We start from the raw sequence: 23,873 nt of genomic DNA on the forward strand, positions 1-23,873 counted from the left end.
TCACCCATCCACCAGTGGTGAAGTCCCCACTCGCGAGCGTGGGAATCAACCACCCCATCACCGACGAACGACTCCAAACAGGTTGACAGGTTCCGACATGGCACAAATGTACGAATACGTGGTTAGGTCGGGGTCATGACGGGGAAGCGCGACCCACCATAGAGCGCTACTCCTTGTTTTTAGCCTGCGTGAAACCCGGCCACAGATCACGCGAGCCGCCAACGCGACGGTACGAGGTCATGGATCGTGTGGGACGAAGTCGTGGACCGTGCGGTACGCGCTTACGGATCGTGTGGGACAAAGTCGTGGACCGCGCGGTACGCGCTTACGGATCGTGCGGGACGAAGTTGTAGACCGTGCGGGTGCAAACCCACGGGTCGCGCGGTACAACCCACGGATCGTGCGGGACTGTCGCCGGATCGGTCGTTCGTGGTACTAACTAACGAGCATCAATCCGAACGAGTATCAAACCGAACGACAGGAGAACGTGTATGAAGCTCGATAGCAGTGTTTCGGCAGTGGTCACCGGTGGCGCATCCGGCCTCGCCCGCGCCTCGGCGACCGCGCTCGCCGCGCAGGGCGTGAAGGTCGCGATTTTCGACGTCAACGAGGAAGGCGGGCAGGCGGTCGCCAAGGAGATCGGCGCCACCTTCCACAAGGTTGACATCACCGACGAGGACAGCGCCGTGGCCGGGTTCGAAGAAGCGCGTGCGGCGAATGGCCAGGAACGCATCCTGGTGCATTGCGCCCAGATTTCCCGTCGCGGCCGGACGATCTACCGCGACAGGGAGACCGGTAACTACAAGCGCCTCGCTACCGACGACTTCGCGTTCTCAGCACAGGGAATCTTCGTGGCGTCGTACCGCATGGCGTCGTTGGCGGCACTTGGCATGGCCGGACTTGACCCGATCGACGACGATGGCGAGCGCGGCTGCATCACGCTCACCGGCTCGGTGGCCGCGCAAGACGCCCAGATCGGCCAGATCTGCTATGGGAGCGCCAAAGCCGGAGTCGCCGGGCTGGCACTTCCGCTCGCCCGTGACCTGATGGACCTCGGGATCCGCGCCAACACGATTTTGCCGGGCATCTTCGCGACGCCACCGATGCTCGCCGTGAAGGAGCGCAACGAAGCAGTCTGGGACGGGCTCAACGCCGCGGTGCCATTCCCCAAGCGGCTCGGCCGCCCGGAGGAGTTTGCCTCGCTCGTGCTCGAGCTCAACCGCAACATGTACTTCAACGGGCAGGTGATCCGTCTGGACGGCGCGATCCGGATGCCACCTCGCTAGAGTCCCGGACGCACTTGTGGGGCGGACTTGTTACCGGCTACGGCAACAGGTCCGCCCCACAAACGTAAGCGCTGTCGTTACTTTTGCGGCCTGACTTACTTTGCTGCTTTGGCGAACTTGTCCTCGACGTACGTCGAAGCCTTGATGGTCTTGTCGTAGTTCAACAGTCCGGCGTCCATCCACGTCTTCTGCATCGCATCGAGCTGATCAGGCTGCGGCGCAAGATCCGGATGCCAGGAGTAGAAAGGTGTTTTGGCCAATACATCGATCTTCTGACCGGTCGCGTCCGCAACGATCTTAAGGACGTCCTGGTTCTTAGATAGATCGCCCTGCGAATCCTTCGCGCCCTTGACCAATGCCGAGAAGAACTTCTGCGCAGTAGCGCTCTTTGCGAAGTCGGCGCCGAACATCACGCCGGTGCCCGTGGTGCCCTTAGCCGGTACGGCGAGCGCGGTAGCGACCCCATTGAGCTCCATGTTGGTGCTGAACGGCGCGCTCGGCAGTGCCGCGTCGACACCGCCGGACTTCAGCGCAGCCTCCATATCGGGGCTGCCAAGGTTGACCGGCTCGACGTCCTTGAGCGTCAGGTCCGCGGTCTTAAGAATTGCGGCGAGCAGGTAGCCGCCGGTCGCTCCAGGTCCGCCGGCGACGGCGATTTTCTTGCCCTTGAGGTCGGCGAGCTTCGTGACCTTACCGGAGTCCACCAGCGATTTTGAAACCTCGAGCGCGGTCGGAGACTTCGCCTTGTCGCCGGTCGAGATACCCATCGATCCGACAACCTTGAACTTGAGGCCCGAGTTCAGCGCGTTGAACATGCCCGCCGAGAAGCCGGCGACCATGACATCGAGCTTGCCGGATGCGAGCAGCGGGACGCTGTCCTGACCGGACTTGATCGCCTCGAGCTGGACATCGAGACCGGCGTCCTTGAAGTAGCCCTTAGCCTGAGCGACGTACAGCGGCGTAAACAACGCCGAGGTCACATGAGCGACCTTGACGACGGTGGTACCGCCCTTGCCTTTGTCGCTCGACTTGCCGGAGTCGCTGCTGCTGCTGCCGCAACCGGCGAGCGCGAGTAGTCCGACGACGGCCGCCGCGGCGACTTTGATCGCGGTACGTTTCCTAGTCAATTCAGTCTTTTCCATTTCCCCTAGTCGCGGGTCTTCCCGCGTTTCCATGGCAGCGAAAGTCGTTCGGCGATCGCGAATAGTCCGGTCAGTACGGCGCCGAGCACCGCAACGGTAACCAGCCCGACGTACATCTGTTCCGGTTGGAACAGTTGCCACGAGTTCCAAATCAAGAATCCGAGACCGGTGTTCGACGCTACGAACTCGACCGCGGTCACGACGATGACCGCCGTACCGGTGGCGATCCGGAATCCGGAGAAGATAAAGGGCAGCGCGCCGGGCAGGATGATCAGCCGGAATCGATTAAGGCCGGTGGCGCCGTATGCGCGCGCCGCCTCCAGCACCTTGTCGTCGATCTGGCGAACGCCGGCGACGGTATTGATCTGCATGACGAAGAATACCGAGATCGTCACCGCGAGCACCTTAGGCGTCTCGGTCAGACCGAAAATCAGCAAAAGCAGCGGCAGAATGGCGATTTTCGGCAGCGCGTACAACGCGGCGAACATCGGGCCGAGTGCCGCGTTCAGCGCCCGCCAAGCACCCATGGCCAGGCCCAGCACGATACCGAGCACCGAACCAATGACCATCCCGAGCGCTAACCGGCGCAACGTCGCACCGACATGCGTCATCAAGTCGCCGCTGGTGATCATCTCGACGCCGCGGTCGATGATCTTCGTCGGCGGCGGGAAGAGCCGGGCGTCGATGATGCCCTGGCGCGCGGTGAATTCCCACAGCGCAAGCAATACCAGTGGCGTGAGGATTGCCAGCGCGATGTCACGAGTTCGTAGTCGCACCGCTCGCTTGTGTGCGGCGGCCGCCGCGGCCAAGGTCCGGTCGGCGCGGCTGACATCCAGATCTGGGGAAGCTTGCGTACTTGTGGTCATCACATCGCCGCCGATGCGCGTACGTCGTCGCGCAGTAGTTCCCATATGCGATAGCGCATTTCGCCAAACTCTGGCGTGCGCTCCAGCTCCATGGTCCGCGGCCTCGGGAAGTCGACCTGAATGTCTTCTTTGATCCTGCCCGGCCGCGCAGACATCACCACGACCCGATCGCCGAGCAAGATCGCCTCTTCGATGCCGTGGGTGACCATGACGACCGTCTTACGTTCGGCTTCCCAGAGCTTGACCAATTCTTCCTGCATCAGCAGGCGGGTCTGCGCATCGAGCGCGCCGAGCGGCTCATCCATCAGCAGCACCGGCGAACCGGTGGCAAACGCGCGTGCGATGGCGATCCGTTGTCGCATCCCACCAGAAAGCTCATGCGGGTAGGACTTCTCGAAGCTGCTCAGCCCAACCCGGGCAATCCACTCCCGGGACCTCTCGGTGCGCTCGTTGCGGCGTACACCGCTCATCCGCAGACCGAAGGCGACGTTGTCGAGCACGTTGACCCATGGAAAGACACCGTGCTCCTGAAATACAAATGCGGCAGGGATCTTATGGCTTGAATCCTGCAGCGCGACCGTCCCAGACGTCGGTTTCTCGAGGCCCCCGAGAATCCGCAGGAGCGTGGACTTGCCGCAGCCGGACGGGCCCACGACGCACGTGAACGAGCCCTCCTCAACCTGCAGGGAGACATCTTCCAAGGCCCACACCGGTTCCTTGCCGGCGAAGAAGACTTTGGAGACGCCGGTAGCGCCAACGGCTGGTGACGTGGCTGTAGTCATGACGAAGGGCCTCCTCGGCACCGTCGTACGGCGCCCCAATGAACCTTTGCACGATACTCATGCGGACGGTCGTGCACCAAATCCGGGCGCGGTAAGATTCACCACAAGCCGGAAGGGCGTCCTACATGTTGAGACATCAGCCTGGTCTGCCGCACTCGCTCGGTGGCGTGATCGTGCTGGCCGGCGGGAAGAGTTCGCGGCTCGGCGGCTTACACAAGCCTGCGCTCCCCCTGGCTGGTCAATCCCTCCTCGGGCATCTGCTGACCGCGCTTGACGGGCTGCCCACGATTATCGTGGGCCTATCTGACGGGATATCCGATGAGCAGATCGCACGGGTCACGCTCGCCCGCGAAGACCCGCCCGGTGGAGGACCTGTCGCCGCGATTGCCGCGGGCGCGCGCCACCTAGCGCCCGATACAGAGCTCGTCGCGATCGTCGCGGCGGACATGCCTTTCCTTACGCGGGGGCACTTCGACCGACTAGTCGGCGTACTTGGCGATCACGACGTAGCCGTACCGGTCGCGCGGGATCGGCAGCAGTGGCTGGCCTCGGTGTGGAAGGTGGCCGCCCTGCGGCGGGCGCTGATCGTGATCGGCGACCCGCTCAACCAGAGCGTGCGCAACCTCGCCGCGCTTCTCGACGTACGGTTCCTTGGTATTACCGACGCCGACGAGCTGCGTCAACTCTTGGACATTGACACGCCCGACGACCTCAACAACGCACGGAGGATGAGCGACGATGGCTGACGACGACATCATGGACGCGCTGAGCGCTTGGGCCGACAAGGTTGCCGCTGACTTGAAGATCGACCCACCGACCGCCGAACAGATCAATCAACTGCTTGGTGTTGCGGGCGTCGCCGCCCACGAGGTCCTCCGGCCCGCGGCGCCGATCACGACGTTCTTGGCCGGCTATGCGCTTGGCGCAGACCCGTCGCTGTCACTGGAATCGGTGGTCGCCACGATCACTCGCCTCGCCAAGGAGCGGGAAAGCTAGGAGGCGAGGATCGCAACGTCGGGTTTGCCTACTTCTGCCCGTGCACGGTGAGAACTGTCTCGAGTGCGACCTCGATCATGTCGCTGAAGGACTGCTCGCGCTCCTGCGAACTGGTGGCCTCGCCGGTGATCACGTGGTCCGAGACGGTGCAGATCGCCAACGCCTTCCGGCCGTACTTAGCGGCGAGTGTGTAAAGCGCGGCGGCTTCCATCTCGACCGCGAGGACGCCGTACTCGGTGAGGCGGGTCGTGAGCTCGGCTCGATCGTTGTAGAACGAGTCGGAGGACAGAATATTGCCGACGTGCGTTGGCATCTTGTTGGCGGCGGCGACGTCGTACGCCGTGCGCAGCAGCTCGAAGTCGGCGATCGGAGCGAAGTCGACGCCCTCGAAACGCAACCGGTTCATGCCCGAGTCGGTGCAAGCGCCCGAAGCAAGGATCACGTCGCGCAGCTTTACGTCGGTGTTGAGCGCGCCGCACGAGCCGACCCGCACGATCGTCTGTACGCCGAAGTCGTTGAACAACTCGGTGCCGTAGATAGCGAAAGACGGCATACCCATGCCCGAACCCTGCACCGATACCTCAAGGCCCTTGTAAGTGCCCGTGTAACCGAACATGTTGCGCACATCGCTGTAGAGCTTGGCGTCTTCCAGGTAGTGCTCGGCGATCCACTTGGCACGCAGCGGGTCGCCGGGCATAAGGACGTAAGGGGCGATCTGGCCGGAATCGGCACCGATATGAATACTCATGCGCCTCAGGGTACTGGCCGGGCGCAGCCAATACTCGATGCCGCGATCAGGTCCGGTCAGTTCGTGCGCACTAGCTCGAACGAATAGACCCCCTCGATGAAGTACGTCCGCGAGTACATCAGCAGTCGATGCTCGCGGTCGTAGTGCAGCTGGTCGAGCAGCACGAACAGTCGATGTTTCGCGGCCCCCGGACCCCACGCAATGTGATTGGACTCGACCGCGTGCACCTGTGCGAGGCCAAGTGTCGGATGTATGCCCAGCTCGTCCTCGAAGTACCGGAAAATCGAACCTTCGAGCTGCCCGGCCTGAAACTTGCCCGGGAACAGGGTCGCTGGAATCAGGTCAAACGAGTAGGCAACGACGTCGCCGTCCGCCGTGATCCGGCGGCGGAGCTCGACGACATCGGTCTCGGAGGAGACACCCATTCGCTTAGCCTCGTCGGGCAAAACGCCGCGAGTTGTCTGACGACCGTACTCGTGGCCGGGATTCTTGCCGCTCGCGCGGATCGAGTCGGAGATCGACCCCATCTTCTCCAAGCCGTCATGGACGGTCGGTCGCAGGCGCACGAATGTGCCGGCCCCCTGCTGCGTCCAGACGAGTCCGAGCACGTCGAGCTCTTTGATCGCACTGCGCACAGTTGCCCGCGATACGGCGAATCGCTCGCCCAGCGCGGCCTCGGTTGGCAATCTCTCGCCGGACGGATAGACGCCCGATCGGATCTCGGACTTGATCGTCTGGACGATTTCGTCCGCGAGCGTCGTTCGTGACCGTTTTGTCATGTGTCACATCTTGACCTGTTTTAATTTGTCTGACAACCTCGCACTGAACAAGTAACAAATTGCGAGTCATATGGCACAGCCACGTGACCCAGACGATTGAGGAGAAATCGAGCGAGTGCGCGCCATTGACTGGACCGATGGAACCACCGAACGACCGGGTCATATCCGGCTGCTAGACCAGTCGCTGCTCCCCCAGTCCGAGACGGTGCTCGAGATCGACACGGTGGACGACCTTATCGACGCGATCAAACGGCTTGCCGTACGCGGCGCTCCCGCGCTCGGCGTCGCCGGCGCGCTCGGTGTCGCGCTCGCCGTACAGAACCTCGACCCGGCCGAAGTCGACAAGGCGATCGACAAGCTACGCGTCGCGCGGCCCACCGCTGTCAATCTGGCGCTCGGCGTCGACCTCGCGCGTGCCGCGCGTCCAGACGGCGCCGCGGCGGTGTTGGCTGCCGCTCTCAAGGTCCGCGACGACGACATCGCCGCATCATCGGCAATGGCCAAGCACGGCGCTGCGCTACTAGGCGAAATCCTCTCGGACTCCGCGGCGAGCAGTGCACGACTCATGACCATTTGCAATACCGGCGGACTCGCCGCCGTCGAGCGCGGAACCGCGTTGGGCGTCGTACAAGAGATGCACTTGACTGGGCGGCTGAAGCAAGCCATCGCGCTCGAGACGAGGCCGCTGCTGCAAGGGTCCCGGCTCACCGCCTGGGAGTTACTGCAGATGGGTGCGCCGTTCGACCTGATCGTCGACTCTGCGGCGGCCTCGATACTCGCCGCAGGCGGCGCGGACGCCGTCCTGGTCGGTGCGGACCGGATCGCCGCAAACGGCGACACAGCCAACAAGATTGGCACCTTCGCACTCGCACTGGCCGCCGACTACGCAGGCGTGCCATTTATCGTCGTTGCCCCGGAGTCGACCGTGGACACCCAGACCGCCTCCGGCGCGGAGATCGACATCGAGGACCGCGGCAGCACCGAGGTGGCCGAGATTCGGGGCATGCGACTCGCGCCCGAAGGCATCGCGGCGGCCAATCCGGCTTTCGACGTCACGCCAGCGAAATTGATCACCGCCATCGTGACCGACAAACGAGTGATCCGGCCCGACCGCGGCGACCGACCCGATCAGCCGCTCTAACAGCACCAACAATTCGACAACGACACATCCCAACCGCAGATCGCCGCTAGGCGAGAAAGAGGCCCATTATGAAGTGGAAGCACGCGTCAGTCGCCGTGCTCGCGTCAGTCGCACTCGTGCTGACTGGCTGCTCACAGAGCAGTAGCGACTCGGGATCCTCCAGTTCCAAATCCGCGGCCGCGCCGAGCGCGGATAACAGCTTTACCCTCCCGAGCGCCGCGCCCTCCGGTTTCAAGCCTGGACTCAAGATCGCGCTCGTGCGTCAGTCGGGCGTGGGTGACTATTTCGAGCAGTGGGGCAACGGCGCCACCGCTCAGATCCAGGCCGCCGGCGGGACCGTCGACACGTACGACGCCCATGGTGACAACGGCAAGCAAGTCTCGATGTTGGGCGATGCGATCAACAGCAAGCCCGACGCGATCATCGTCGACCACGGACTCGCCGACTCGGTCAATCCCAAGATCGATGAGGCCATCAAGGCGGGCATCCCGGTCGTCGTCTACGACGTAGCAGTGTCCAACCAGAAGGCGCTCTACATCTCCCAGGACGATGTCTCTATTGCGAATCTCATCCTCGATGAGATGAAGAAGCAGAACCCGGATGGCGGGAAGGTCGCTTACGTCAACGTCTCGGGCATTGCCCCGCTCGACACTCGTGACGGCGTCTACCAAAAGTTCCTGGACTCCAACAAGAAGTTCACGCAGGTCGCGAAGTTTGGCAAGTACAGCGAGTCGGTCGCTACCGATACCGCCGCCGAGGGCGCCGCGGTCTTCAAGGCGCATCCGGAAACCACGCTGGTATTCGCCGCGTACGACGAGCTCGCCAAGGGCGCCCTGATCGCGTTGCGACAGAACAACATGACTGACAAGGTCAAGCTGTATGGCGTTGACGTGTCCACCGCGGACATTCAGCTGATGACCGAGGCCGGCAGCCCGTGGATGGCCACCGCCGCCACCGACCCGGCCAACGTCGGTGCGATCGTCGCCCGCGGCGCCGTCGCCGCCGCGTCCGGCGTCAAGCTGCCCTCGAAGATGACCATCCCGGCCGCGCTGATCACCCAGCAGCTGCTGAAGGACAAGGGCGTCACCAACATGGCCGATCTGCGGGCCGCTCTACCGGACCTCACGACCCCGAAGATCCTCGGCGCTTCGTGGATCCCCGAGATCAAGCCCGGACAGTAGCCACCGGTGCCGGGGCGCATCGCCCCGGCACCGCACGGCTGCGGTCAGCCCGTAAAGAGGTAACCCGACGATGACCCCCGTACTCGCGGTCGACAACGTCTCCAAGAGCTTCGGTCCCAACCAAGTCCTCCGAGGCGTGAGCTTCCAGGTCGAACGCGGCGAGATTTATGCGCTCATGGGCGCCAACGGCGCCGGCAAGTCCACCCTGATCAAGGTCTTGTGCGGCGCTCACCAGTCCGACGCCGGAACGATCTCGATCAACGGCGAGCACGTCGACCTGAGCAGTCCCCTGCTCGCCCAGCGCCACGGCATCGGCACCGTTCACCAAAATCCCAACGACGGCGTCGTACTCGACATGACGGTCGCCGAAAACCTAGCGCTCGACACCCTGACCGACACGCGCTCGCGCCCCGGCTTTAGCCGCCGCCGCACCGAGACGAACGCCCGCGAGGTCGCGGCGACACTCGGCATGAAACTGACCCGCGACACGCTGCGCTCTCCCGTACGCGACCTGGGCGTGTCCGAGCGGCAGCTGCTCGTGCTCGCCCGCACGATCTCCCGCCGTCCGGAGATCTTGATTCTCGACGAGCCGACTTCTGCGCTATCTGCCGAAGAGATCACCCGACTGTTCGACATCGTGCGGTCTCTCGCCTCGGACGGTATGACGGTCCTGTTCGTCACCCACAAACTGTCGGAAATAGACGAGATCTCTGGCCACGTTGGCGTTCTACGCGACGGCGCCATGCAAGGCGAATACGAGAAGACCACTAGCGGCAGCTACGACTGGCCCGTCGTACTCAAGGCACTGTTCGACCGCACGCCCTCGGAGATGAAACGCGAGGAGATCACCGGCGACCAGACCGTGCTGGCGGTCCGCGGAGCGCAAGTCTTCGCCGAGTCCCCGCCGTTCGACATGGAGATTCGGTCCGGCGAAGTCACCGCCCTATTGGGGCTACTGGGCAGCGGCAAAACCGAGCTGCTGGAATGGGTCTTCGGCGCTGGCAGCATTTTGGCCGGCATCCGCGAACTAGACGGAAATGCGTTTACGCCGGCTCACCCGCAAGACGCGATCGACCAGGGCGTCTACCTCGTCCCAGAGTCGCGTCACGAACAGGCCATCGTGCCGGGCTGGGCAATCAGCTCGCTGATGACATTGCCGTTCACCAAGAAGTTTTCATCAAGCCTGCTGATGCGCCGTCGCCTCGAGCAAGACGCGACCCGCTCGATGATGAGCACCATCGGCGTCGTCGCGCAGGGTCCGTCGAGCGAGATCGAGACCCTATCCGGTGGCAACCAGCAAAAGACGGTGATCGGCAGATGGCTGCTCGGGTCCCCGCGAGTCCTGCTGTTGGACGAACCATTCCGCGGCGTTGACATCAACGCCCGTCATGACATCGGCGCGACCGTTCGCGGTCTCGTCGACCGTGCCGCCGTACTCGTCGCAACCTCAGACATCGACGAGGCGTTCGAGGTCGCAGACCGAATCATCGTGTTCAGCCAGGGCCGCGTCGCCTTGGACACCCGCCTGAGCGATGCCGACCGCGACGTCATCATCGAGGCCATGAGCCATCGGCCCAGCGACATGCTTGCCGACGGCGAAGCCGTCACCATCCCGTCAGCCGATCAACCCGGGGAGACCACGCCGTGACCGTCGACGCCACTCCAGACAACAAGCCTGACGTCGCTGCCGAAGCGCGTACGCCGTTCTCACTGATCAACTTCCTGGTCCGGTACGGCGTCCTGCTGATCTTCGCGATCCTTCTGATCACGTTCTGGACGACCGTGCCCGGATTTGGCAGCGCGAACAACATCATCTCGATCTTCCAGGCCCAAGCGGTCGCGGGAATCGCCGCCCTGGGCATGACTCTCGCGGCGGTCGTAGGAGACCTCGACCTCTCCGTGGGCGCCACGGCCGGGCTGTCGGTGACCGTCGCGGCGATGACGATGATCTCGTTCAACCTCACCGGCGGCACCGCGATCATCTTCTGCATCCTCGCCGGCGTCGTCGTCGGCTCGGTCAACGCCATCCTGATCGTCGTACTGAAGATTCCGGATTTGCTTGCCACGCTCGGCATGATGTTTACCGTTCAGGGTCTGAAGAAATGGCTCACCGACGGGCAGACGTTGACGACTGGCATGCGGTTGCCAAGCGGCCGCGTAGTCAAAGGCAAATTCACCAACAGCTTCGCCGCGATTGACGGCAACAACGTGCTCGGTGTCCCCATTTCGGTCTGGATCTTCGTGATCATCGGGATCCTGGTGTGGGTATTCCTGGAAAAAACCCGCTACGGTCGCGTCTTCTACGCCGTCGGCGGGAATCCCGAGGCCGCCCGCCTCGCCGGCGCGCGGGTCAGCCGCTACCGGTTCGGCGCCTACCTGATGTCCGGCGTACTGGCGGCCATTGCAGGCATCATCCTCGCCTCACGACTCCGGCAAGGCGACGTGACCGCAGGCGACTCCGCACTGCTCGATGCGGTCGCCATGACACTCATTGGGTACGCCGTACTCGGGGCCAAAAAACCCAACGCCCTCGGCACCTTTGTCGGCGCGCTGTTCATCGGAACCATCCTGCAGGGCCTGACCCAGATCGGGTTGAGCTACTACACCCAGGACCTGATCAAGGGTCTTGTCCTCGTCTTCGCGCTACTCATGTCCTTCTCCCTGCGCCGGCGCGAAAAGCGCCCGCAGAACGCATAGCAACGGAGGTCTGCTATCTCTGCCAAGGCACTCACCCCCGCCACCGTCCCCGGCTACATCGCCAGCCGACCTGCCCTGCGCGACCTGGTCGACACCGAGTCCCTCGACGTACAGGAGGTCGGTGACGGCAACCTCAACCTCGTGTTCATCTGCAAAGACGCGACCGGGCGGTGCGTCGTACTCAAACAGGCCCTCCCCTATGTCCGGCTAGTCGGGCCGGAGTGGCCCATGACCGAGGACCGGGCGCGGCGCGAGGCTAACACGATCACCGCGCACACCAAGGTCTCTCCCCGCCACGTGTGCAACCTGATCGACTTCGACGCCGACAATCACGCCCTCGCGCTCGAGGACCTCACCGACCATGAAGTACTGCGCACTCGGCTCAACGACGGCGGTTCACACGAGGACATCTTCGAACAACTGGCCCAGTATGTAGCCGATGTAGCGATGGGCACGTCGTGGTACGGCGTATCGGAGGAAGACTTCCGGCGGGCAGCGGCCGCTGCCATCAACCCTGAGCTGTGCAACATCACCGAGGACCTGATCTTCACCGAACCCTTCCTGGGCGGCGGCCGCAACGAATTCCCAGACTCGATCGCACCGGTCGTCGACCGATTGCAAGCCGACTCCGAGTGGATAGCGGCGGGCATGATGATGCGGCACCGGTTCATGAGCACTCAAGAGGCCCACATCCACGGCGATCTACACACCGGCAGCGTCTTCGTGCGTGGCACCGGTGCGGCCCTGTCCGTCAAGGCCTTCGACTCGGAGTTCGCCTTCTACGGACCGGTCGGCTTCGACCTCGGGCTCATGTGGGCCAACATCCTCGCCGCCGCGGTCCGCGCCGCCATGCTTGGCGAGACTGATCGGTCCCGTCGCCTTCTAGACGCGATCGGGTCAAGCTGGAAGAGCTTCACGGCACGGATGCGCCAGAACTGGAAAAACCGAGTCACACCCGAGAAGTATCCGGACGCCTGCCTGGAACTGTGGCTGGCAAAGATCCTCGACGACGGCCTCGGCTTCGCCGGCTGCGAGGCCACTCGGCGTACCGTCGGCCTGGCCAAGCTCAGCGACATCGAGACGGTTCCCGAGGACAAGTACCCGACCGCCGCGACCGCGATGCTTACCCTCGGCCGCAGCCTCGTCATCGATCGGTCGACCCGCTCATTCGCCAGCTACCTCGAAGAGATGGCCAGCACCCTTGGACTTCATCGATGACGCTGCGCGCAAAGGTGTGGACGTCGGCGTTCGAAGACATGCGCCGGGTGGGCGCGCACGCGGTTTCGGTGGGGCTTGCGCTGGCCAGCGGCGGCAACCTGTCGGTACGCCGACCAGGATCCTCGGAGTTCGTCGTCACCGGACGGGGCACGTTTCTGGACCGGCTGGGCCCAGAGTCATTCGCCCTGATGAACCTCGACGGCGACGTACTCGACGGCACTGAGCCCTCCAGCGAGTGGAAGCTACATCAGCGGACGTACCGCGCCCGACCGGAGATCAACGCGATCGTGCATCTGCACCCGGCACACGTCGTACTGCTCGACGCGCTCGGAAAACGGATCCGCCTGCTCACCCTCGACCACGTCTCATATCTGCCGGTAATCAACCGGATCCCCTTCTATCCCAACGGATCCGACGAACTAGCCGACGCGGCGGCCGGGGCGTCGATCGACTGTGACTGCATCGTGCTCGGCAACCACGGCTGCTCGACGCTGAGCACGACAGTCGAGGACGCCTTCCGCAAAGCACTCAACCTGGAGAGCGCGGCCACGGCGACGTACCGGATGCTGCTGCTCGGCGACGAGACGACCGAGTTTCCGCGGCACCTGCGGGCCACCGCGATCCACGGGTAGCGCTCCTTCAGATGCGGGCCAGGAAACGAAGCGTGCGCTCGATCACCAGCCGCGCCGCCTGATCGTCGTACGACGGCAGACTCCTGTCGGTGAAAAGATGCCGATCCCCGGCGTACAAGAAGAGTTCGGCATCTTCGGCGTCTGCGACTAGCGCTCGGGCGGCATCGATGTCGCCCTCCCCCGCGAACGACTCATCGGCGTCCATTCCGTGGATCTGCACCGGTACGCCCGCCGGCCACGGTCCACCGAACTCAGAGGCCGGCACGCAGGCCTCAAACAGCAGCGCACCCAGCGCGCCGGACCGGGTCTGTGCCAACTTTTGCGCCGGGAGTACGCCGAGCGAGAATCCCGCATAGACGATCTGCTCCGGCAGGGTCTGCGCTTCTTGAACCCCACGGTCGATGACCGTCTCGAAGCCGATTTGGCGTACGTGCGCCATGCCTGCATCGAGGTCGTCGAACAGTCGCCCGTCGTACAGGTCCGGAGTATGCACGGTATGCCCCGCTGAACGCAGTTGGTCCGCGAAGGCGCGCACACCACTCGTCAGCCCTTGAACGTGGTGGAACAGTAATACTTCGGCCATCTCGCTCCTTCGTATCTCCTGCAAGTTCGTTGATCTTCGCACCATCCCCCGACAACTCTGCGCCCCGAAAAATCTGCGCTTCGAGAAACTTGGCCGTTTCATCCAAGACCACACCCGTACGTCGCTGACACAATCGGTGGCATGGACCAACGCATTCATTTCATCACCCTTGCCACGCCTGACGTTGACGCAGCGCGGGCGTTCTACCGCGATGGACTCGGCTGGGAACCACTCCTCGACGTGCCTGGGGAGATCATCTTCTTCCAGATCGGGGCGGGACTCGTGCTCGGCCTGTTCGACGCGGAAAAGTTCTGCGCCGATGTCGCCGGAGCGGTGACCAACCCGAGCACGACGGGCATCACTCTGTCACACAACGTCGCCGACACCGAAGCCGTCGACGACGTGGTGCGTTTGGCTGTTGCCGCCGGCGCGACCCTCATCAAAGAGCCTCAGCGGGCAGACTTCGGCGGCTACCACGGGCATTTCGCCGACCCGAACGGCGTCGTGTGGGAGGTCTGCCACAACCCCGGCTGGAGTGTCGACGACTCGGGTCGCGTCAGCCTCAGCGCGATCTGACGGTCGTTCAACCGCATATATCTCGAGTGCGTGCTCAGTCGAGGCAGAACTCGTTGCCCTCCGGATCTTGCATGACGATAAACCCCGCCTCCATGGCACCAGGCTCTGTCCGGCTTAGCCGCGCGCCTCCGAGATCGACGAGTCTCTGCGCCCGGGACTCCAGCTGAGTCATGCGTTCCTCGCCAACCAGCCCAACCGCCGCGCGGACGTCGAGGTGCACCCGGTTCTTAGCGCTCTTGCCTTCGGGTACTTGTTGGAAGAACACTCGAGGCCGATTGCCGTCAGGGTCGACGATCGCCGAACGACTGTTCCATTGATCCTCGGGGACGCCCCAAGATCGGAGCGCGTCGTCCCAGGACGCAAATCCCTGCGGCGGCGCCTCCTTGCGATAGCCGAGCGCCTCGGCCCAGAAATCTGCGAGCGATCCGGGATCCGCAGAATCGAAGGTAATCTGCACGTCAAATGTCATGGGAAATATCGTGGCACATGCCGCCGACAACTTCGCCGACGAACTCGGCGGATACGCCTCAGCGACGGACGTTGCGGGTGATCTCGTTACGCGCAGCGAGCTCGTCGTCCGGTGGGTAGTCGATCCGGACGAGCGTCAGGCCCCGCGCGGCTGCCACCTTGACCCGGTCGCTGCGCCGCTCGAGTTCGAGCAACCCTACTGGCCAGTCTGCGCGCATGCTGCCCTCGCCTACCGCGAGGACCGCGCCGACAAGCGAACGCACCATCGAGTGACAGAACGCGTCCGCCTGCACCGTTGCCTCAAGTACGTCGCCAGATCGTGTCCAGTCGAACCGCTGCAGGGTCCGAATCGTGGTTGCGCCGTCGCGGCGCCTGCAGTACGCCGCAAAGTTGTGCAGGCCAAGCAGGCCGGTCGACGCGTTCTGCATGAGCGAGACGTCCAACCGACGCGGCCAGTGCAGCGCGTCGGTACGGCGCAACGGATCGAGCCCCCATTGAGCGTCACTGACCCGGTAGACGTAGGTACGCGACAGTCCCGAGAATCGTGCGTCGAATTCGGCCGGAACCTCGCGTACGGACCGCACGCGCACGTCGGCCGGAAGCAACCCCGCAAGCCGCCGCAGTAACTTGTCGGCCTGGTCGGCGTACGCCGCGGGTTCCACGTCTAGGTGCGCCACCTGACCACTGGCGTGTACGCCTGCGTCGGTACGACCGGCCACGGTCAACTTGACCGGTGTCCGCAAGATCGTGGACAGCGCGTCGGTGAGCACGCCGCAGACGGTACGTCGCCCGGGCTGGATCGCCCAGCCGGAAAAGTCGGTGCCGTCGTAGGAGATATCAAGCCGTAGCCGCCTCGAAGACAGCGCAAAAGGCCCGCCGACTTCCTCATCGGAAGCGGCGGGCCCTTGGCAGGCGCTGTTACTTATCGTCACCCTCATCATCAAGGATGTTCAGGCCGTCGTCATCGTTATCACGCTGGCTCTTCGGCAGCTGGAAACCAGCGGCCTCCGCCGACTCAGCAGAGTCGAACCACACCTCGGCGACCGTACGGTCATAATGCGACGTACCGGGCAGGTGGTACAGCATCGAGTCGGCGTTGCCCTTGACGTCGAAGCCCTCAGGCTGCGCGTCGTCATCGAGCGGTGCGTGCGAACCCGAGCCGTACGGCGCTTCGTCGGCGGCCGAGTCATCGGCAGCCGAATCGTCAGCGGTGTCGACGTCGGCGGTCTCGACCGGCTCGTCCTTAGCAAACTTCGTGCCGCGGGCGGCTTCAGCTTCCTTAACGACCTTGGTCGATGCACTGGCCTCTTCGACGAGCTCAATGATGGCCATCGGCGCGTTGTCGCCCTTGCGGGGGCCGACCTTGATGATGCGGGTATAGCCGCCCGGGCGGTCGACGTAACGCGGGCCGATCTCGGCGAACAGATGGTGAACGACGTCCTTGTCGCGGATCGACGCCATCACGATACGACGAGCATGCAGATCGCCACGCTTCGCAAAGGTGATGAGTCGCTCGGCCACTGGGCGAAGACGCTTGGCTTTGGCTTCCGTGGTGGTAATCCGGCCGTGCTCGAAAAGCGAGGTAGCCAGGTTCGCCAGCATCAGTTTCTGGTGCGAAGCGCTACCGCCGAGACGGGCGCCCTTGGTGGGCGTGGGCATGATCGGTGCTCCTGTCGGTTACTGCTATGTCAGGTTAATGAAAATTTAAGTTGTCGTACGCCGACCCGCGAACGCGCCGGCGTACGACCAGGTCAGAGCTCTTCGGTTTCGGCGAAGTCTTCCTCGGGCGCCGCAGCCGCAGAAGGCTGTGAGTCGACCGAGTCCGAGAACGTCGAGTCGGAGTAGTCATCGTCGTAGATCCCGGTGATCTGTGAAGGATCGAACGCCGGGCTGTCCTTGAGACCCAGGCCCATGCCGTGCAGCTTGAGCTTGACTTCGTCGATCGACTTCTGACCGAAGTTGCGGATGTCGAGCAGATCGGCCTCGGTGCGCGAGACCAGTTCGCCGACGGTGTGAATGCCTTCGCGCTTCAGGCAGTTGAACGACCGGACGGTGAGGTCCATGTCTTCGATCGGCATCGTAAACGACGCCAGGTCGGCGGCCTCGGACGGCGACGGGCCGACCTCGATGCCTTCGGCCTCGACGTTGAGCTCATGGAACAGACCGAACAACTCGACCAGTGTGCGGCCGGCAGAGGCGATCGCGTCCCGCGGTGCCATCGACGGCTTGGTCTCGACGTCGACCACAAGGCGGTCGAAGTCGGTGCGCTGCTCAACGCGAGTCGCCTCGACGTTGTAGCTGACCTTCATAACCGGGGAGTAGATGGAGTCGACCGGGATGCGGCCAATTTCCTGTCCCTGCTGCTTGTTCTGCGGAGCCGGCACATAGCCGCGGCCGCGCTCGACGGTCAGCTCGATCTCCAGGCTGCCCTTCTTGTTGATCGTCGCGATCTTCAAGTCGGGGTTGTGGACGGTGACACCCGCCGGAGCGGTGATGTCGGCGGCGGTCACGTCGCCCGGGCCCTGCTTGCGCAGCACGAGGGTCGACGGCTCGTCCTCTTCGGACGAGACAACCAGTTCCTTGAGGTTCAAGATCAGCTCGGTGACGTCTTCTTTGACACCGGGCACGGTCGTGAACTCGTGGAGTACGCCATCGATCTTGATGCTGGTGATTGCCGCACCAGGGATCGACGAGAGAAGCGTACGGCGCAGCGAGTTGCCGAGCGTGTAGCCGAAGCCAGGCTCGAGCGGCTCGATGATGAACTTCGACCGAAGTTCGTCGATCGGTTCTTCCGAAACTGTCGGACGCTGTGAAATCAGCACTTTTGTCTTTCTTTCCTTCCAGATCGCCCGCTATATGACGATCACCAGGGCTGTGCCACCGGGCCGGCGACACAGTGCGCGGGCCCCTAGCCGGGCTAGGAGACCGCGAAGTTGGCCCAGGTGGTGACGCGTGAACACGCCACCACCAAATGGACTACTTCGAGTAAAGCTCGACGATGAGCTGCTCTTGAACCGGAATCTCGATCTGCGCGCGCTCGGGCAGCTTGTGCACGAGGACCTGCAGCGTATTCGGGTTGACGTGCAGCCAAGCCGGGACGGGGCGATCACCGAACGATGCCTTCGCGATCTCGAACGGCAAGCTCGACTGCGAGCGCGGCTTGACCTCGATGATGTCGTACGGCGTCACCCGGAAGCTCGGGATGTTGACCTTCTGGCCGTTAACCGTGAAGTGCGCATGGGTCACCAGCTGACGGGCCTGACGACGCGTACGCGCGATGCCGGCGCGGTAGATGACGTTGTCCAGCCGCGACTCGAGGATCTGCAGAAGCGTCTCGCCGGTCTTACCCTGGCGACGTACGGCCTCTTCGTAGTAGCGGTGGAACTGCTTCTCGAGGACGCCGTACGAGTACTTGGCCTTCTGCTTCTCCTGCATCTGCAGGAGGTACTCGGACTGCTTAATGCGATTACGACCGTGCTGACCCGGCGGGTACGGACGACGTTCGAACGACTTGTCGCCACCGACCAGATCGACGCCGAGACGACGAGAGATGCGGGTCGCAGGACCTGTATAGCGTGCCATTATCAGTAAATCCTTTCCTGCGACTAGACGCGACGGCGCTTCTTGGGGCGGCATCCGTTGTGCGCCTGCGGCGTCACGTCGGAGATGGTGCCTACCTCAAGACCAGCGGCGGTCAGCGAGCGGATAGCGGTTTCGCGGCCCGAACCCGGGCCCTTGACGAAGACATCGACCTTGCGCATGCCGTGCTCCTGCGCCTTGCGAGCGGCGCTTTCAGCGGCCATCTGCGCGGCGAACGGAGTCGATTTACGCGAGCCCTTGAACCCGACGTGCCCGGCCGAAGCCCAGGCAACGACAGCACCAACGGGATCGGTGATCGAGACGATCGTGTTGTTGAACGTGCTCTTGATATGAGCCTGTCCGTGGGCGATGTTCTTCTTCTCTTTGCGGCGCACCTTCTTGGCGCCTGCGCGTGCTTTTGGAGGCATGTGGCCTGATACTCCAGAATTGATTTAGTGGCGTGTTGCTTAGTGGACTTGAAGGACTACTACTTCTTCTTCTTGCCCGAGATCGTCTTCTTCGGACCCTTGCGGGACCGAGCGTTGGTCCGGGTGCGTTGTCCGTGCACCGGGAGGCCGCGACGATGGCGGATACCCTGGTAGCAACCGATTTCCATCTTGCGACGGATATCGGCCTGGACTTCGCGACGAAGATCGCCTTCAACCCGGAGGTTGCCGTCGATGTACTCGCGCAGCTTGATGAGGTCTTCGTCAGTCAGATCTTTGACGCGAATGCTGCCGTCGACGCCGGTGGCTTCGAGAGCCTTTTCCGAACTCGTGCGGCCTACGCCGAAAATGTAGGTAAGTGCGATCACTGTGCGCTTCTCGCGCGGCAGGTCGACACCTGAAATACGTGCCATGGTGCGTGGCTCCTTGTTTCCCTCGCCGTACTCGGTTCGGGGTGTTGTTACGAGGTGTGAACGCTCTCCTCCGGGCTGCCACAGACCGGCCCCGGCCTCGTAAAACCGGAGGTCTACTCATATCGAGCAGTCGGAACGTTTTCTGTTAGTTACTAGCCCTGACGCTGTTTGTGACGCAGGTTTTCGCAGATGACCATGACGCGACCGTGCCGGCGGATGACCTTGCACTTGTCGCAGATCTTCTTAACGCTTGGGTTGACCTTCACGGCGTGCCTTCTCGTTTGATCTGATGTGGACCATTTGTACTGGTTGTGCCTGGTGCGTGCTTACTTGTAGCGGTAGACGATGCGACCCCGGGTGAGGTCGTACGGCGAGAGCTCGACGACTACTCGATCTTCGGGGAGGATGCGGATGTAGTGCTGCCGCATCTTGCCCGAGATGTGAGCAAGCACGAGGTGCCCGTTCTCCAACTCAACGCGAAACATCGCGTTAGGAAGGGGTTCGACTACCTTGCCTTCGACCTCGATAGCGCCGTCTTTTTTCGCCATATCCTGCTTTCAATCCGCATGCCCATGGGCACGTGCCAATCGGCTCATCTGCCGCGCCGCGTGCTGAGGTTGGAATAAACCTCGTCTGCCCGCGCACGTTTCGATAAGTGATCGAACTGGTTGGGTGGCGATGTGCAAGAGGGTTTCTCAGATCCCGCGGCCACAGCGAGAGTGCCGAGAACTAGCGCACGCCAACGATTGAGTCTACGCGGTTAGGCGTAAATCCACAAAGTGAGGTAGGTGGCGAACTTCGCGAGGTACGTCACCTACCCCACCCATGCTACGACGCGGGCAGATCCACAAGCCCGGCGAGCAACGTGCGGTGCTGATCTGCCCGGCCGAGGCCGATGGAGTCGGCCTTGGCACGCTTGAGGAACAGGTGCGACTGGTTTTCCCAAGTAAACCCGATCCCGCCGTGCAGCTGCATGCATTCCTCGGCCGCCTTCACCGCGACGTACGACGCGTGCGACTGCGCAACCGATGCTGCGACCGGAAGGTCCTCGTCGTTGTCACCGGCGCATGCTGCGGCGTACCGTGCGGCCGCGCGGACCTGACTGACCAGCACGTACACATCCGCGAGTCGATGCTTCAGCGCCTGGTAGGAGCCAATGAGCCGGCCGAACTGATAGCGGTTCTTGACGTAGTCGACCGCGACATCGAGCGCCGCCTCGGCGACGCCGAGCTGTTCGGAGGCCAGCAGCGCCGCGGTGAGCACCAGCGACTTCTGCAGTGCCGGCGCCAATGTCGCGGTGTCGGCGAGAATGGATCCACTTGCCGCGTCGAAGGTGATGTCGGCCAACTGGCGGGTCATGTCCAGCGACACGATGCCCGCGACCGAGGCCGCAGCGGCGTCGACGGCGTACAGGCCATCGGTGGTCGGCACCAGAAGTACGTCGGCGGCCAGCGCGTCGGCGACCGAGGTCACCGTGCCACTGACCTTGCCGTCGCTGACCTTGAGCGAGCCGTTGACCTCGGCACCAGGAACGGTCGAGAACGGTACGACGACCGCGGCGACCTTCTCGCCGGACGCGAGCTGCCGTACGAGGTCTTTCTCACCGAACTCCATCAGCAGCGAGGTCGCAGTGACGGCGCTGCCGAGGTATGGCACCTGCGCGGTGGCCCGGCCGAGCTCTTCAAGTACGACGGCGACCTCACGCCACGATGCGCCCGCGCCGCCGAGCTCCTCGGGTACGGCGAGGCCCGCGAGCCCCTGGTCAACCGCGATCCGCTTCCACAGCGCGCGGTCGGTGGTGTCGTCGGCCTCGGTCCGCGCGAGCACGCTCTGCCAGGTCGCGTGCGTGCCAAGCATCCCGCGAATCGTGCCGCTGAGCTCGGTCTCCACCTCGCTGTAGAGCAGGCTCGGCAGTTCCTTCTTCTCTGCTGCCTTCTTCTGGGCCGCCTTCGGTGCGGCGTTGTCGATGCTCATCGGGCCAGGTCCTTCCACGGCAGATCTTTGTCGACGCGGTACTCAGGCGGCAGCCCGAGCACGCGTTCGGAGATGATGTTGCGCATGATCTCGGAGGTGCCACCCTCAATCGAGTTAGCTTTGGAACGCAGGAATCGGAATCCTGGCCCACGGCCGCCGCGATCTTCCATGTTGGGGCGGCCCATCGAGTAGTCGTCGTACCGTAGCGCCGCCTCCCCGAGTACCTCGAGCTCGAGACCGTAGGTCTCCTGAGCCAGTGTGGAGTAGGCGAGCTTGACGCCTGAGCCCTCGGGACCGGGCTGCCCGGCCGCGAGCTGCTGCCCCAGTCGCACCGAGGTCAGCCGCAAGGCCTCGGCCTGCACCCAGTAGTTGAGGACCGTGTCGTGCAACGCCGGATCGCGCGACTCGGGGTGATTGCGCCACCGATGAGCCAGCGGACCGATGGCGCCGCCTTCGCGCGGCATCGACCGGCCGCCGATCGCGACTCGTTCGTTCATCAGCGTGGTTTGCGCGACCGCCCAACCGGCGCCAACTTCGCCGAGACGCTGCTCGTCGGGGATGTGCACGTCGTCGAGGAAGACCTCGTTAAACTCCGCCTCGCCCGTGATTTGCCGCAGGGGGCGCACGTCGACCCCTGGGGTGTCCATACGCACGAAGAAGTAGGTCATGCCGCGGTGCTTGACGGCGCTCGGGTCGCTGCGGGTGACGAGAATGGCCCAGTTCGCCTCGTGGGCAAGGGAAGTCCAGACCTTCTGACCATTGATGACCCAGTCGCCGCCAGGCTGCTGCACGGCCGACGTCGCGAGTCCCGCAAGGTCCGAGCCGGCGCCCGGCTCGCTGAACAGCTGGCACCAGATCTCTTCGCCGGTCCACATTGGGCGCAGCCGGTCCTTGAGCTGTTGCGGCGTCGCGTACTTCAGCAGCGTCGGGGCCGCCATTCCCAGACCAATGACGTTGAGCGACGGCTTGTTGTCCGGCGCGCCGGACGCGGCGAACTCGTCGGCGACGATGCCCTGCAGCGATCGGTCCAGACCTTTGCCACCGAGACCCTCGGGGAAGTTCACCCATGCGAGCCCGGCGTCGTACCGTGCCCGGAGAAACTCCAGCCGGTCCATCTTGGTGTGGTCATGGTTCGCGAGAAAGTCGCGGACCTCTTCTTTTAGTTTCGCGGCGGTCTGATCCAGACCGGCCGGGGTTGTGCTTTGCGTACTCATCGATGAGTCTCCTGCGCTTCCCTTGAGGCTTCCCTTGAGCAAATGAATAGGAGTGCGTGGTCGGCGTCTCAAACCCTCGCCGCCAATACCGATGGTGCCATAACCGAATCAGATTCGGTTTTGGCACCCTGGTTACACAATTCCGCCGGTCGCGTTCGTTTGCACAAATGAGCCAAATGAAGCAGCGGCACTCGCGATATGGGCCAGGTGCAGCATCGTGGTCCGGTTTAAGGTTGAGCCGTGCCTAGACTCGAACGCCTTGAAGACGCCGATCCCGACGAACCAGCCGTTCCCCATCAACGTGTCGGCGCGTACGGCGTACTCCTCCGCTACAGCACGGACGCCCCACAGATCCTCATGACTCGGATCGCCCAGAAGGACTACGGCGCGGGCCTATGGACGCTGCCGGGCGGCGGAATCGACCATGGCGAGGACCCGGCGGACGGGGTCGTCCGCGAGTTTCACGAAGAGACGTCGCTGCGGGTGCAGCCCGGCGACGTACGGTTCGTGCACTCTGCGCATTTCCTCGGGCGCAATCGCGCCGGCGTACTGGAAGATTTCCACGGCCTCGGCGTCGTGTACGACGTGTCGGCGGCGCGCGGCCAGGACCTGGACGACTTGCAGATCCTGGAAGTGGACTCGTCCACCGACCTCGTGGAGTGGCTCAATCTCGCGGACATTTTCGATCCCGAGGCAGACGAGCTTGACCGCGGCTACTCCGGTGTCGCCGCGGCCGCGATCCGAGATGTGTACGCCGAGGTCTTCTACTAACCTCCGGCGCCACTAACCTCCGGCGGCCCTACCCCCCACTTCGGTCGAGGTTGCTTGCGCTGCCGAGATGTGGTGCCGCCCGCGTCATTCGCGTCTGTTGTTGAGGGTGATGCGGTGATGCAGGACCGGGACGCGGTCGGGGTCGATCCACGCGGGCGGGCGCCAGTGCGGTAGTCCGCCGATCATGACTGATTCCCAGCCGCGGTCCTCGTATTCGCGGTGGTGGTAGCCGCACGCGAGAGCCAGATTATCGATGTCGGTCGGGCCGCCGTCCCGCCACGCGGTGACGTGGTTAGGTCGGCCTGGGGCGCGGTTCCTGAATTACTCCGGGCCCGTTTCCCCAGGCCGCCTTCCGAACCCGGCGTGCGACTTTCACCGCAC

General features: G+C 63.6%; 28 protein-coding genes and 1 pseudogene. 11 read left to right on the plus strand and 18 right to left on the minus strand.

The annotated features are described in order from the left end of the window. Positions 1-491 precede the first annotated feature (491 nt). Positions 492-1,286 (plus strand): SDR family oxidoreductase, encoded by a 795-nt coding sequence (locus tag CLV47_RS21085; RefSeq protein ID WP_106351106.1) that lies wholly within the window; start codon positions 492-494, stop codon positions 1,284-1,286. A 95-nt stretch (positions 1,287-1,381) separates the two neighbouring features. On the opposite strand, the gene CLV47_RS21090 is transcribed toward CLV47_RS21085, so the two are convergent. Genes CLV47_RS21090 through CLV47_RS21100 form a run of 3 tightly spaced genes read right to left on the minus strand, consistent with a single transcriptional unit; the run spans position 1,382 to position 4,076 of the window. Continuing rightward, positions 1,382-2,428, minus strand: coding sequence for an ABC transporter substrate-binding protein (locus tag CLV47_RS21090; RefSeq protein WP_106351107.1), 1,047 nt, complete (start codon positions 2,426-2,428; stop codon positions 1,382-1,384). A gap of 5 nt (positions 2,429-2,433) precedes the next feature. Beyond that, positions 2,434-3,294 carry an ABC transporter permease gene (locus CLV47_RS21095; RefSeq protein ID WP_106351108.1) on the minus strand — a complete coding sequence of 287 codons (861 nt, stop codon included), beginning with the start codon at positions 3,292-3,294 and terminating at the stop codon, positions 2,434-2,436. Then, entirely contained in the window at positions 3,294-4,076 is a 783-nt protein-coding gene (locus CLV47_RS21100; protein ID WP_106351109.1) for an ABC transporter ATP-binding protein, read from the minus strand. The genes CLV47_RS21095 and CLV47_RS21100 overlap by 1 nt, the downstream gene beginning before the upstream one ends. Before the next feature lie 125 nt (positions 4,077-4,201). Here CLV47_RS21100 and mobA point away from each other — a divergent pair, with 125 nt between their 5' ends. Beyond that, positions 4,202-4,822 (plus strand): molybdenum cofactor guanylyltransferase, encoded by a 621-nt coding sequence (mobA, locus tag CLV47_RS21105; protein ID WP_106351110.1) that lies wholly within the window; start codon positions 4,202-4,204, stop codon positions 4,820-4,822. Further along, positions 4,815-5,072, plus strand: a complete 258-nt coding sequence (locus CLV47_RS21110) for a DUF6457 domain-containing protein (protein WP_202862730.1) — start codon at positions 4,815-4,817, stop codon at positions 5,070-5,072. Before mobA ends, CLV47_RS21110 begins: the two co-directional genes overlap by 8 nt. A 28-nt stretch (positions 5,073-5,100) precedes the next feature. On the opposite strand, the gene deoD is transcribed toward CLV47_RS21110, so the two are convergent. Further along, complete coding sequence (deoD, locus tag CLV47_RS21115) at positions 5,101-5,820, minus strand: purine-nucleoside phosphorylase (RefSeq protein ID WP_106351111.1); 720 nt, start codon at positions 5,818-5,820, stop codon at positions 5,101-5,103. A gap of 56 nt (positions 5,821-5,876) precedes the next feature. Then, on the minus strand, positions 5,877-6,599 hold the full coding sequence (locus CLV47_RS21120) for a GntR family transcriptional regulator (protein WP_106351112.1): 723 nt from the start codon (positions 6,597-6,599) through the stop codon (positions 5,877-5,879). A gap of 115 nt (positions 6,600-6,714) precedes the next feature. On the opposite strand from CLV47_RS21120, the gene mtnA reads away from it, so the two are divergent. The 6 genes from mtnA (at position 6,715) to CLV47_RS21150 (ending at position 13,468) form a co-directional block, all read left to right on the plus strand. Beyond that, positions 6,715-7,740 carry an S-methyl-5-thioribose-1-phosphate isomerase gene (mtnA, locus tag CLV47_RS21125; RefSeq protein ID WP_202862731.1) on the plus strand — a complete coding sequence of 342 codons (1,026 nt, stop codon included), beginning with the start codon at positions 6,715-6,717 and terminating at the stop codon, positions 7,738-7,740. 68 nt (positions 7,741-7,808) lie between these two features. Next, positions 7,809-8,921 (plus strand): sugar ABC transporter substrate-binding protein, encoded by a 1,113-nt coding sequence (locus CLV47_RS21130; protein WP_106351113.1) that lies wholly within the window; start codon positions 7,809-7,811, stop codon positions 8,919-8,921. A gap of 70 nt (positions 8,922-8,991) precedes the next feature. After that, positions 8,992-10,569, plus strand: a complete 1,578-nt coding sequence (locus tag CLV47_RS21135; protein WP_106351114.1) for a sugar ABC transporter ATP-binding protein — start codon at positions 8,992-8,994, stop codon at positions 10,567-10,569. Next, positions 10,566-11,618 carry an ABC transporter permease gene (locus CLV47_RS21140; protein WP_106351115.1) on the plus strand — a complete coding sequence of 351 codons (1,053 nt, stop codon included), beginning with the start codon at positions 10,566-10,568 and terminating at the stop codon, positions 11,616-11,618. Before CLV47_RS21135 ends, CLV47_RS21140 begins: the two co-directional genes overlap by 4 nt. Positions 11,619-11,633: 15 nt before the next feature. Next, on the plus strand, positions 11,634-12,836 hold the full coding sequence (gene mtnK, locus CLV47_RS21145; protein ID WP_106351116.1) for an S-methyl-5-thioribose kinase: 1,203 nt from the start codon (positions 11,634-11,636) through the stop codon (positions 12,834-12,836). Further along, positions 12,833-13,468 carry a class II aldolase/adducin family protein gene (locus CLV47_RS21150; RefSeq protein ID WP_106351117.1) on the plus strand — a complete coding sequence of 212 codons (636 nt, stop codon included), beginning with the start codon at positions 12,833-12,835 and terminating at the stop codon, positions 13,466-13,468. Before mtnK ends, CLV47_RS21150 begins: the two co-directional genes overlap by 4 nt. A 7-nt stretch (positions 13,469-13,475) precedes the next feature. Here the strand turns inward: CLV47_RS21150 and CLV47_RS21155 are convergent, their stop codons facing one another. Further along, positions 13,476-14,051, minus strand: coding sequence for a dienelactone hydrolase family protein (locus tag CLV47_RS21155; RefSeq protein ID WP_106351118.1), 576 nt, complete (start codon positions 14,049-14,051; stop codon positions 13,476-13,478). 141 nt (positions 14,052-14,192) lie between these two features. Here CLV47_RS21155 and CLV47_RS21160 point away from each other — a divergent pair, with 141 nt between their 5' ends. Beyond that, complete coding sequence (locus CLV47_RS21160; RefSeq protein ID WP_106351119.1) at positions 14,193-14,627, plus strand: VOC family protein; 435 nt, start codon at positions 14,193-14,195, stop codon at positions 14,625-14,627. 34 nt (positions 14,628-14,661) lie between these two features. Here the strand turns inward: CLV47_RS21160 and CLV47_RS21165 are convergent, their stop codons facing one another. From CLV47_RS21165 to CLV47_RS21215, 11 genes are all read right to left on the minus strand, one after another. Further along, entirely contained in the window at positions 14,662-15,096 is a 435-nt protein-coding gene (locus tag CLV47_RS21165; protein ID WP_106351120.1) for a VOC family protein, read from the minus strand. 58 nt (positions 15,097-15,154) lie between these two features. Beyond that, positions 15,155-16,027 carry a tRNA pseudouridine(38-40) synthase TruA gene (gene truA / locus CLV47_RS21170; protein WP_238145548.1) on the minus strand — a complete coding sequence of 291 codons (873 nt, stop codon included), beginning with the start codon at positions 16,025-16,027 and terminating at the stop codon, positions 15,155-15,157. Beyond that, positions 16,014-16,754 carry a 50S ribosomal protein L17, sunset domain variant gene (rplQ, locus tag CLV47_RS22865; protein WP_106351122.1) on the minus strand — a complete coding sequence of 247 codons (741 nt, stop codon included), beginning with the start codon at positions 16,752-16,754 and terminating at the stop codon, positions 16,014-16,016. Before rplQ ends, truA begins: the two co-directional genes overlap by 14 nt. Before the next feature lie 92 nt (positions 16,755-16,846). Further along, entirely contained in the window at positions 16,847-17,917 is a 1,071-nt protein-coding gene (locus CLV47_RS21180; protein WP_106351123.1) for a DNA-directed RNA polymerase subunit alpha, read from the minus strand. Positions 17,918-18,071: 154 nt separating this feature from the next. Then, a complete protein-coding gene (gene rpsD, locus CLV47_RS21185) occupies positions 18,072-18,677 on the minus strand; it encodes a 30S ribosomal protein S4 (RefSeq protein WP_106351124.1) in 606 nt (201 codons plus the stop codon). A gap of 23 nt (positions 18,678-18,700) precedes the next feature. Continuing rightward, positions 18,701-19,102 (minus strand): 30S ribosomal protein S11, encoded by a 402-nt coding sequence (gene rpsK / locus CLV47_RS21190; RefSeq protein WP_106351125.1) that lies wholly within the window; start codon positions 19,100-19,102, stop codon positions 18,701-18,703. A gap of 59 nt (positions 19,103-19,161) precedes the next feature. Continuing rightward, entirely contained in the window at positions 19,162-19,533 is a 372-nt protein-coding gene (rpsM, locus tag CLV47_RS21195) for a 30S ribosomal protein S13 (RefSeq protein WP_106351126.1), read from the minus strand. 152 nt (positions 19,534-19,685) lie between these two features. Further along, positions 19,686-19,799: a 50S ribosomal protein L36 gene (gene rpmJ / locus CLV47_RS21200; protein WP_018682809.1), complete on the minus strand. Its 114-nt coding sequence runs from the start codon at positions 19,797-19,799 to the stop codon at positions 19,686-19,688. A 60-nt stretch (positions 19,800-19,859) separates the two neighbouring features. After that, positions 19,860-20,081 carry a translation initiation factor IF-1 gene (gene infA / locus CLV47_RS21205; RefSeq protein ID WP_106351127.1) on the minus strand — a complete coding sequence of 74 codons (222 nt, stop codon included), beginning with the start codon at positions 20,079-20,081 and terminating at the stop codon, positions 19,860-19,862. A 280-nt stretch (positions 20,082-20,361) separates the two neighbouring features. Further along, complete coding sequence (locus CLV47_RS21210; RefSeq protein ID WP_177557594.1) at positions 20,362-21,507, minus strand: acyl-CoA dehydrogenase family protein; 1,146 nt, start codon at positions 21,505-21,507, stop codon at positions 20,362-20,364. Continuing rightward, on the minus strand, positions 21,504-22,721 hold the full coding sequence (locus CLV47_RS21215) for an acyl-CoA dehydrogenase family protein (RefSeq protein WP_106351132.1): 1,218 nt from the start codon (positions 22,719-22,721) through the stop codon (positions 21,504-21,506). Before CLV47_RS21215 ends, CLV47_RS21210 begins: the two co-directional genes overlap by 4 nt. 240 nt (positions 22,722-22,961) lie before the next feature. On the opposite strand from CLV47_RS21215, the gene CLV47_RS21220 reads away from it, so the two are divergent. Further along, the gene (locus CLV47_RS21220; RefSeq protein ID WP_106351128.1) at positions 22,962-23,492 is read left to right on the plus strand and encodes an NUDIX hydrolase; all 531 of its coding nucleotides are present in this window, start codon (positions 22,962-22,964) and stop codon (positions 23,490-23,492) included. A gap of 84 nt (positions 23,493-23,576) precedes the next feature. Here CLV47_RS21220 and CLV47_RS22830 read toward each other — a convergent pair. Then, positions 23,577-23,774, minus strand: a pseudogene (locus CLV47_RS22830) (HNH endonuclease signature motif containing protein); the annotation flags it as partial. Between the last annotated feature and the right edge of the window lie 99 nt (positions 23,775-23,873).

Origin of the sequence: Antricoccus suffuscus (assembly GCF_003003235.1) — a bacterium.
GTDB lineage: Bacteria > Actinomycetota > Actinomycetes > Mycobacteriales > Antricoccaceae > Antricoccus > Antricoccus suffuscus.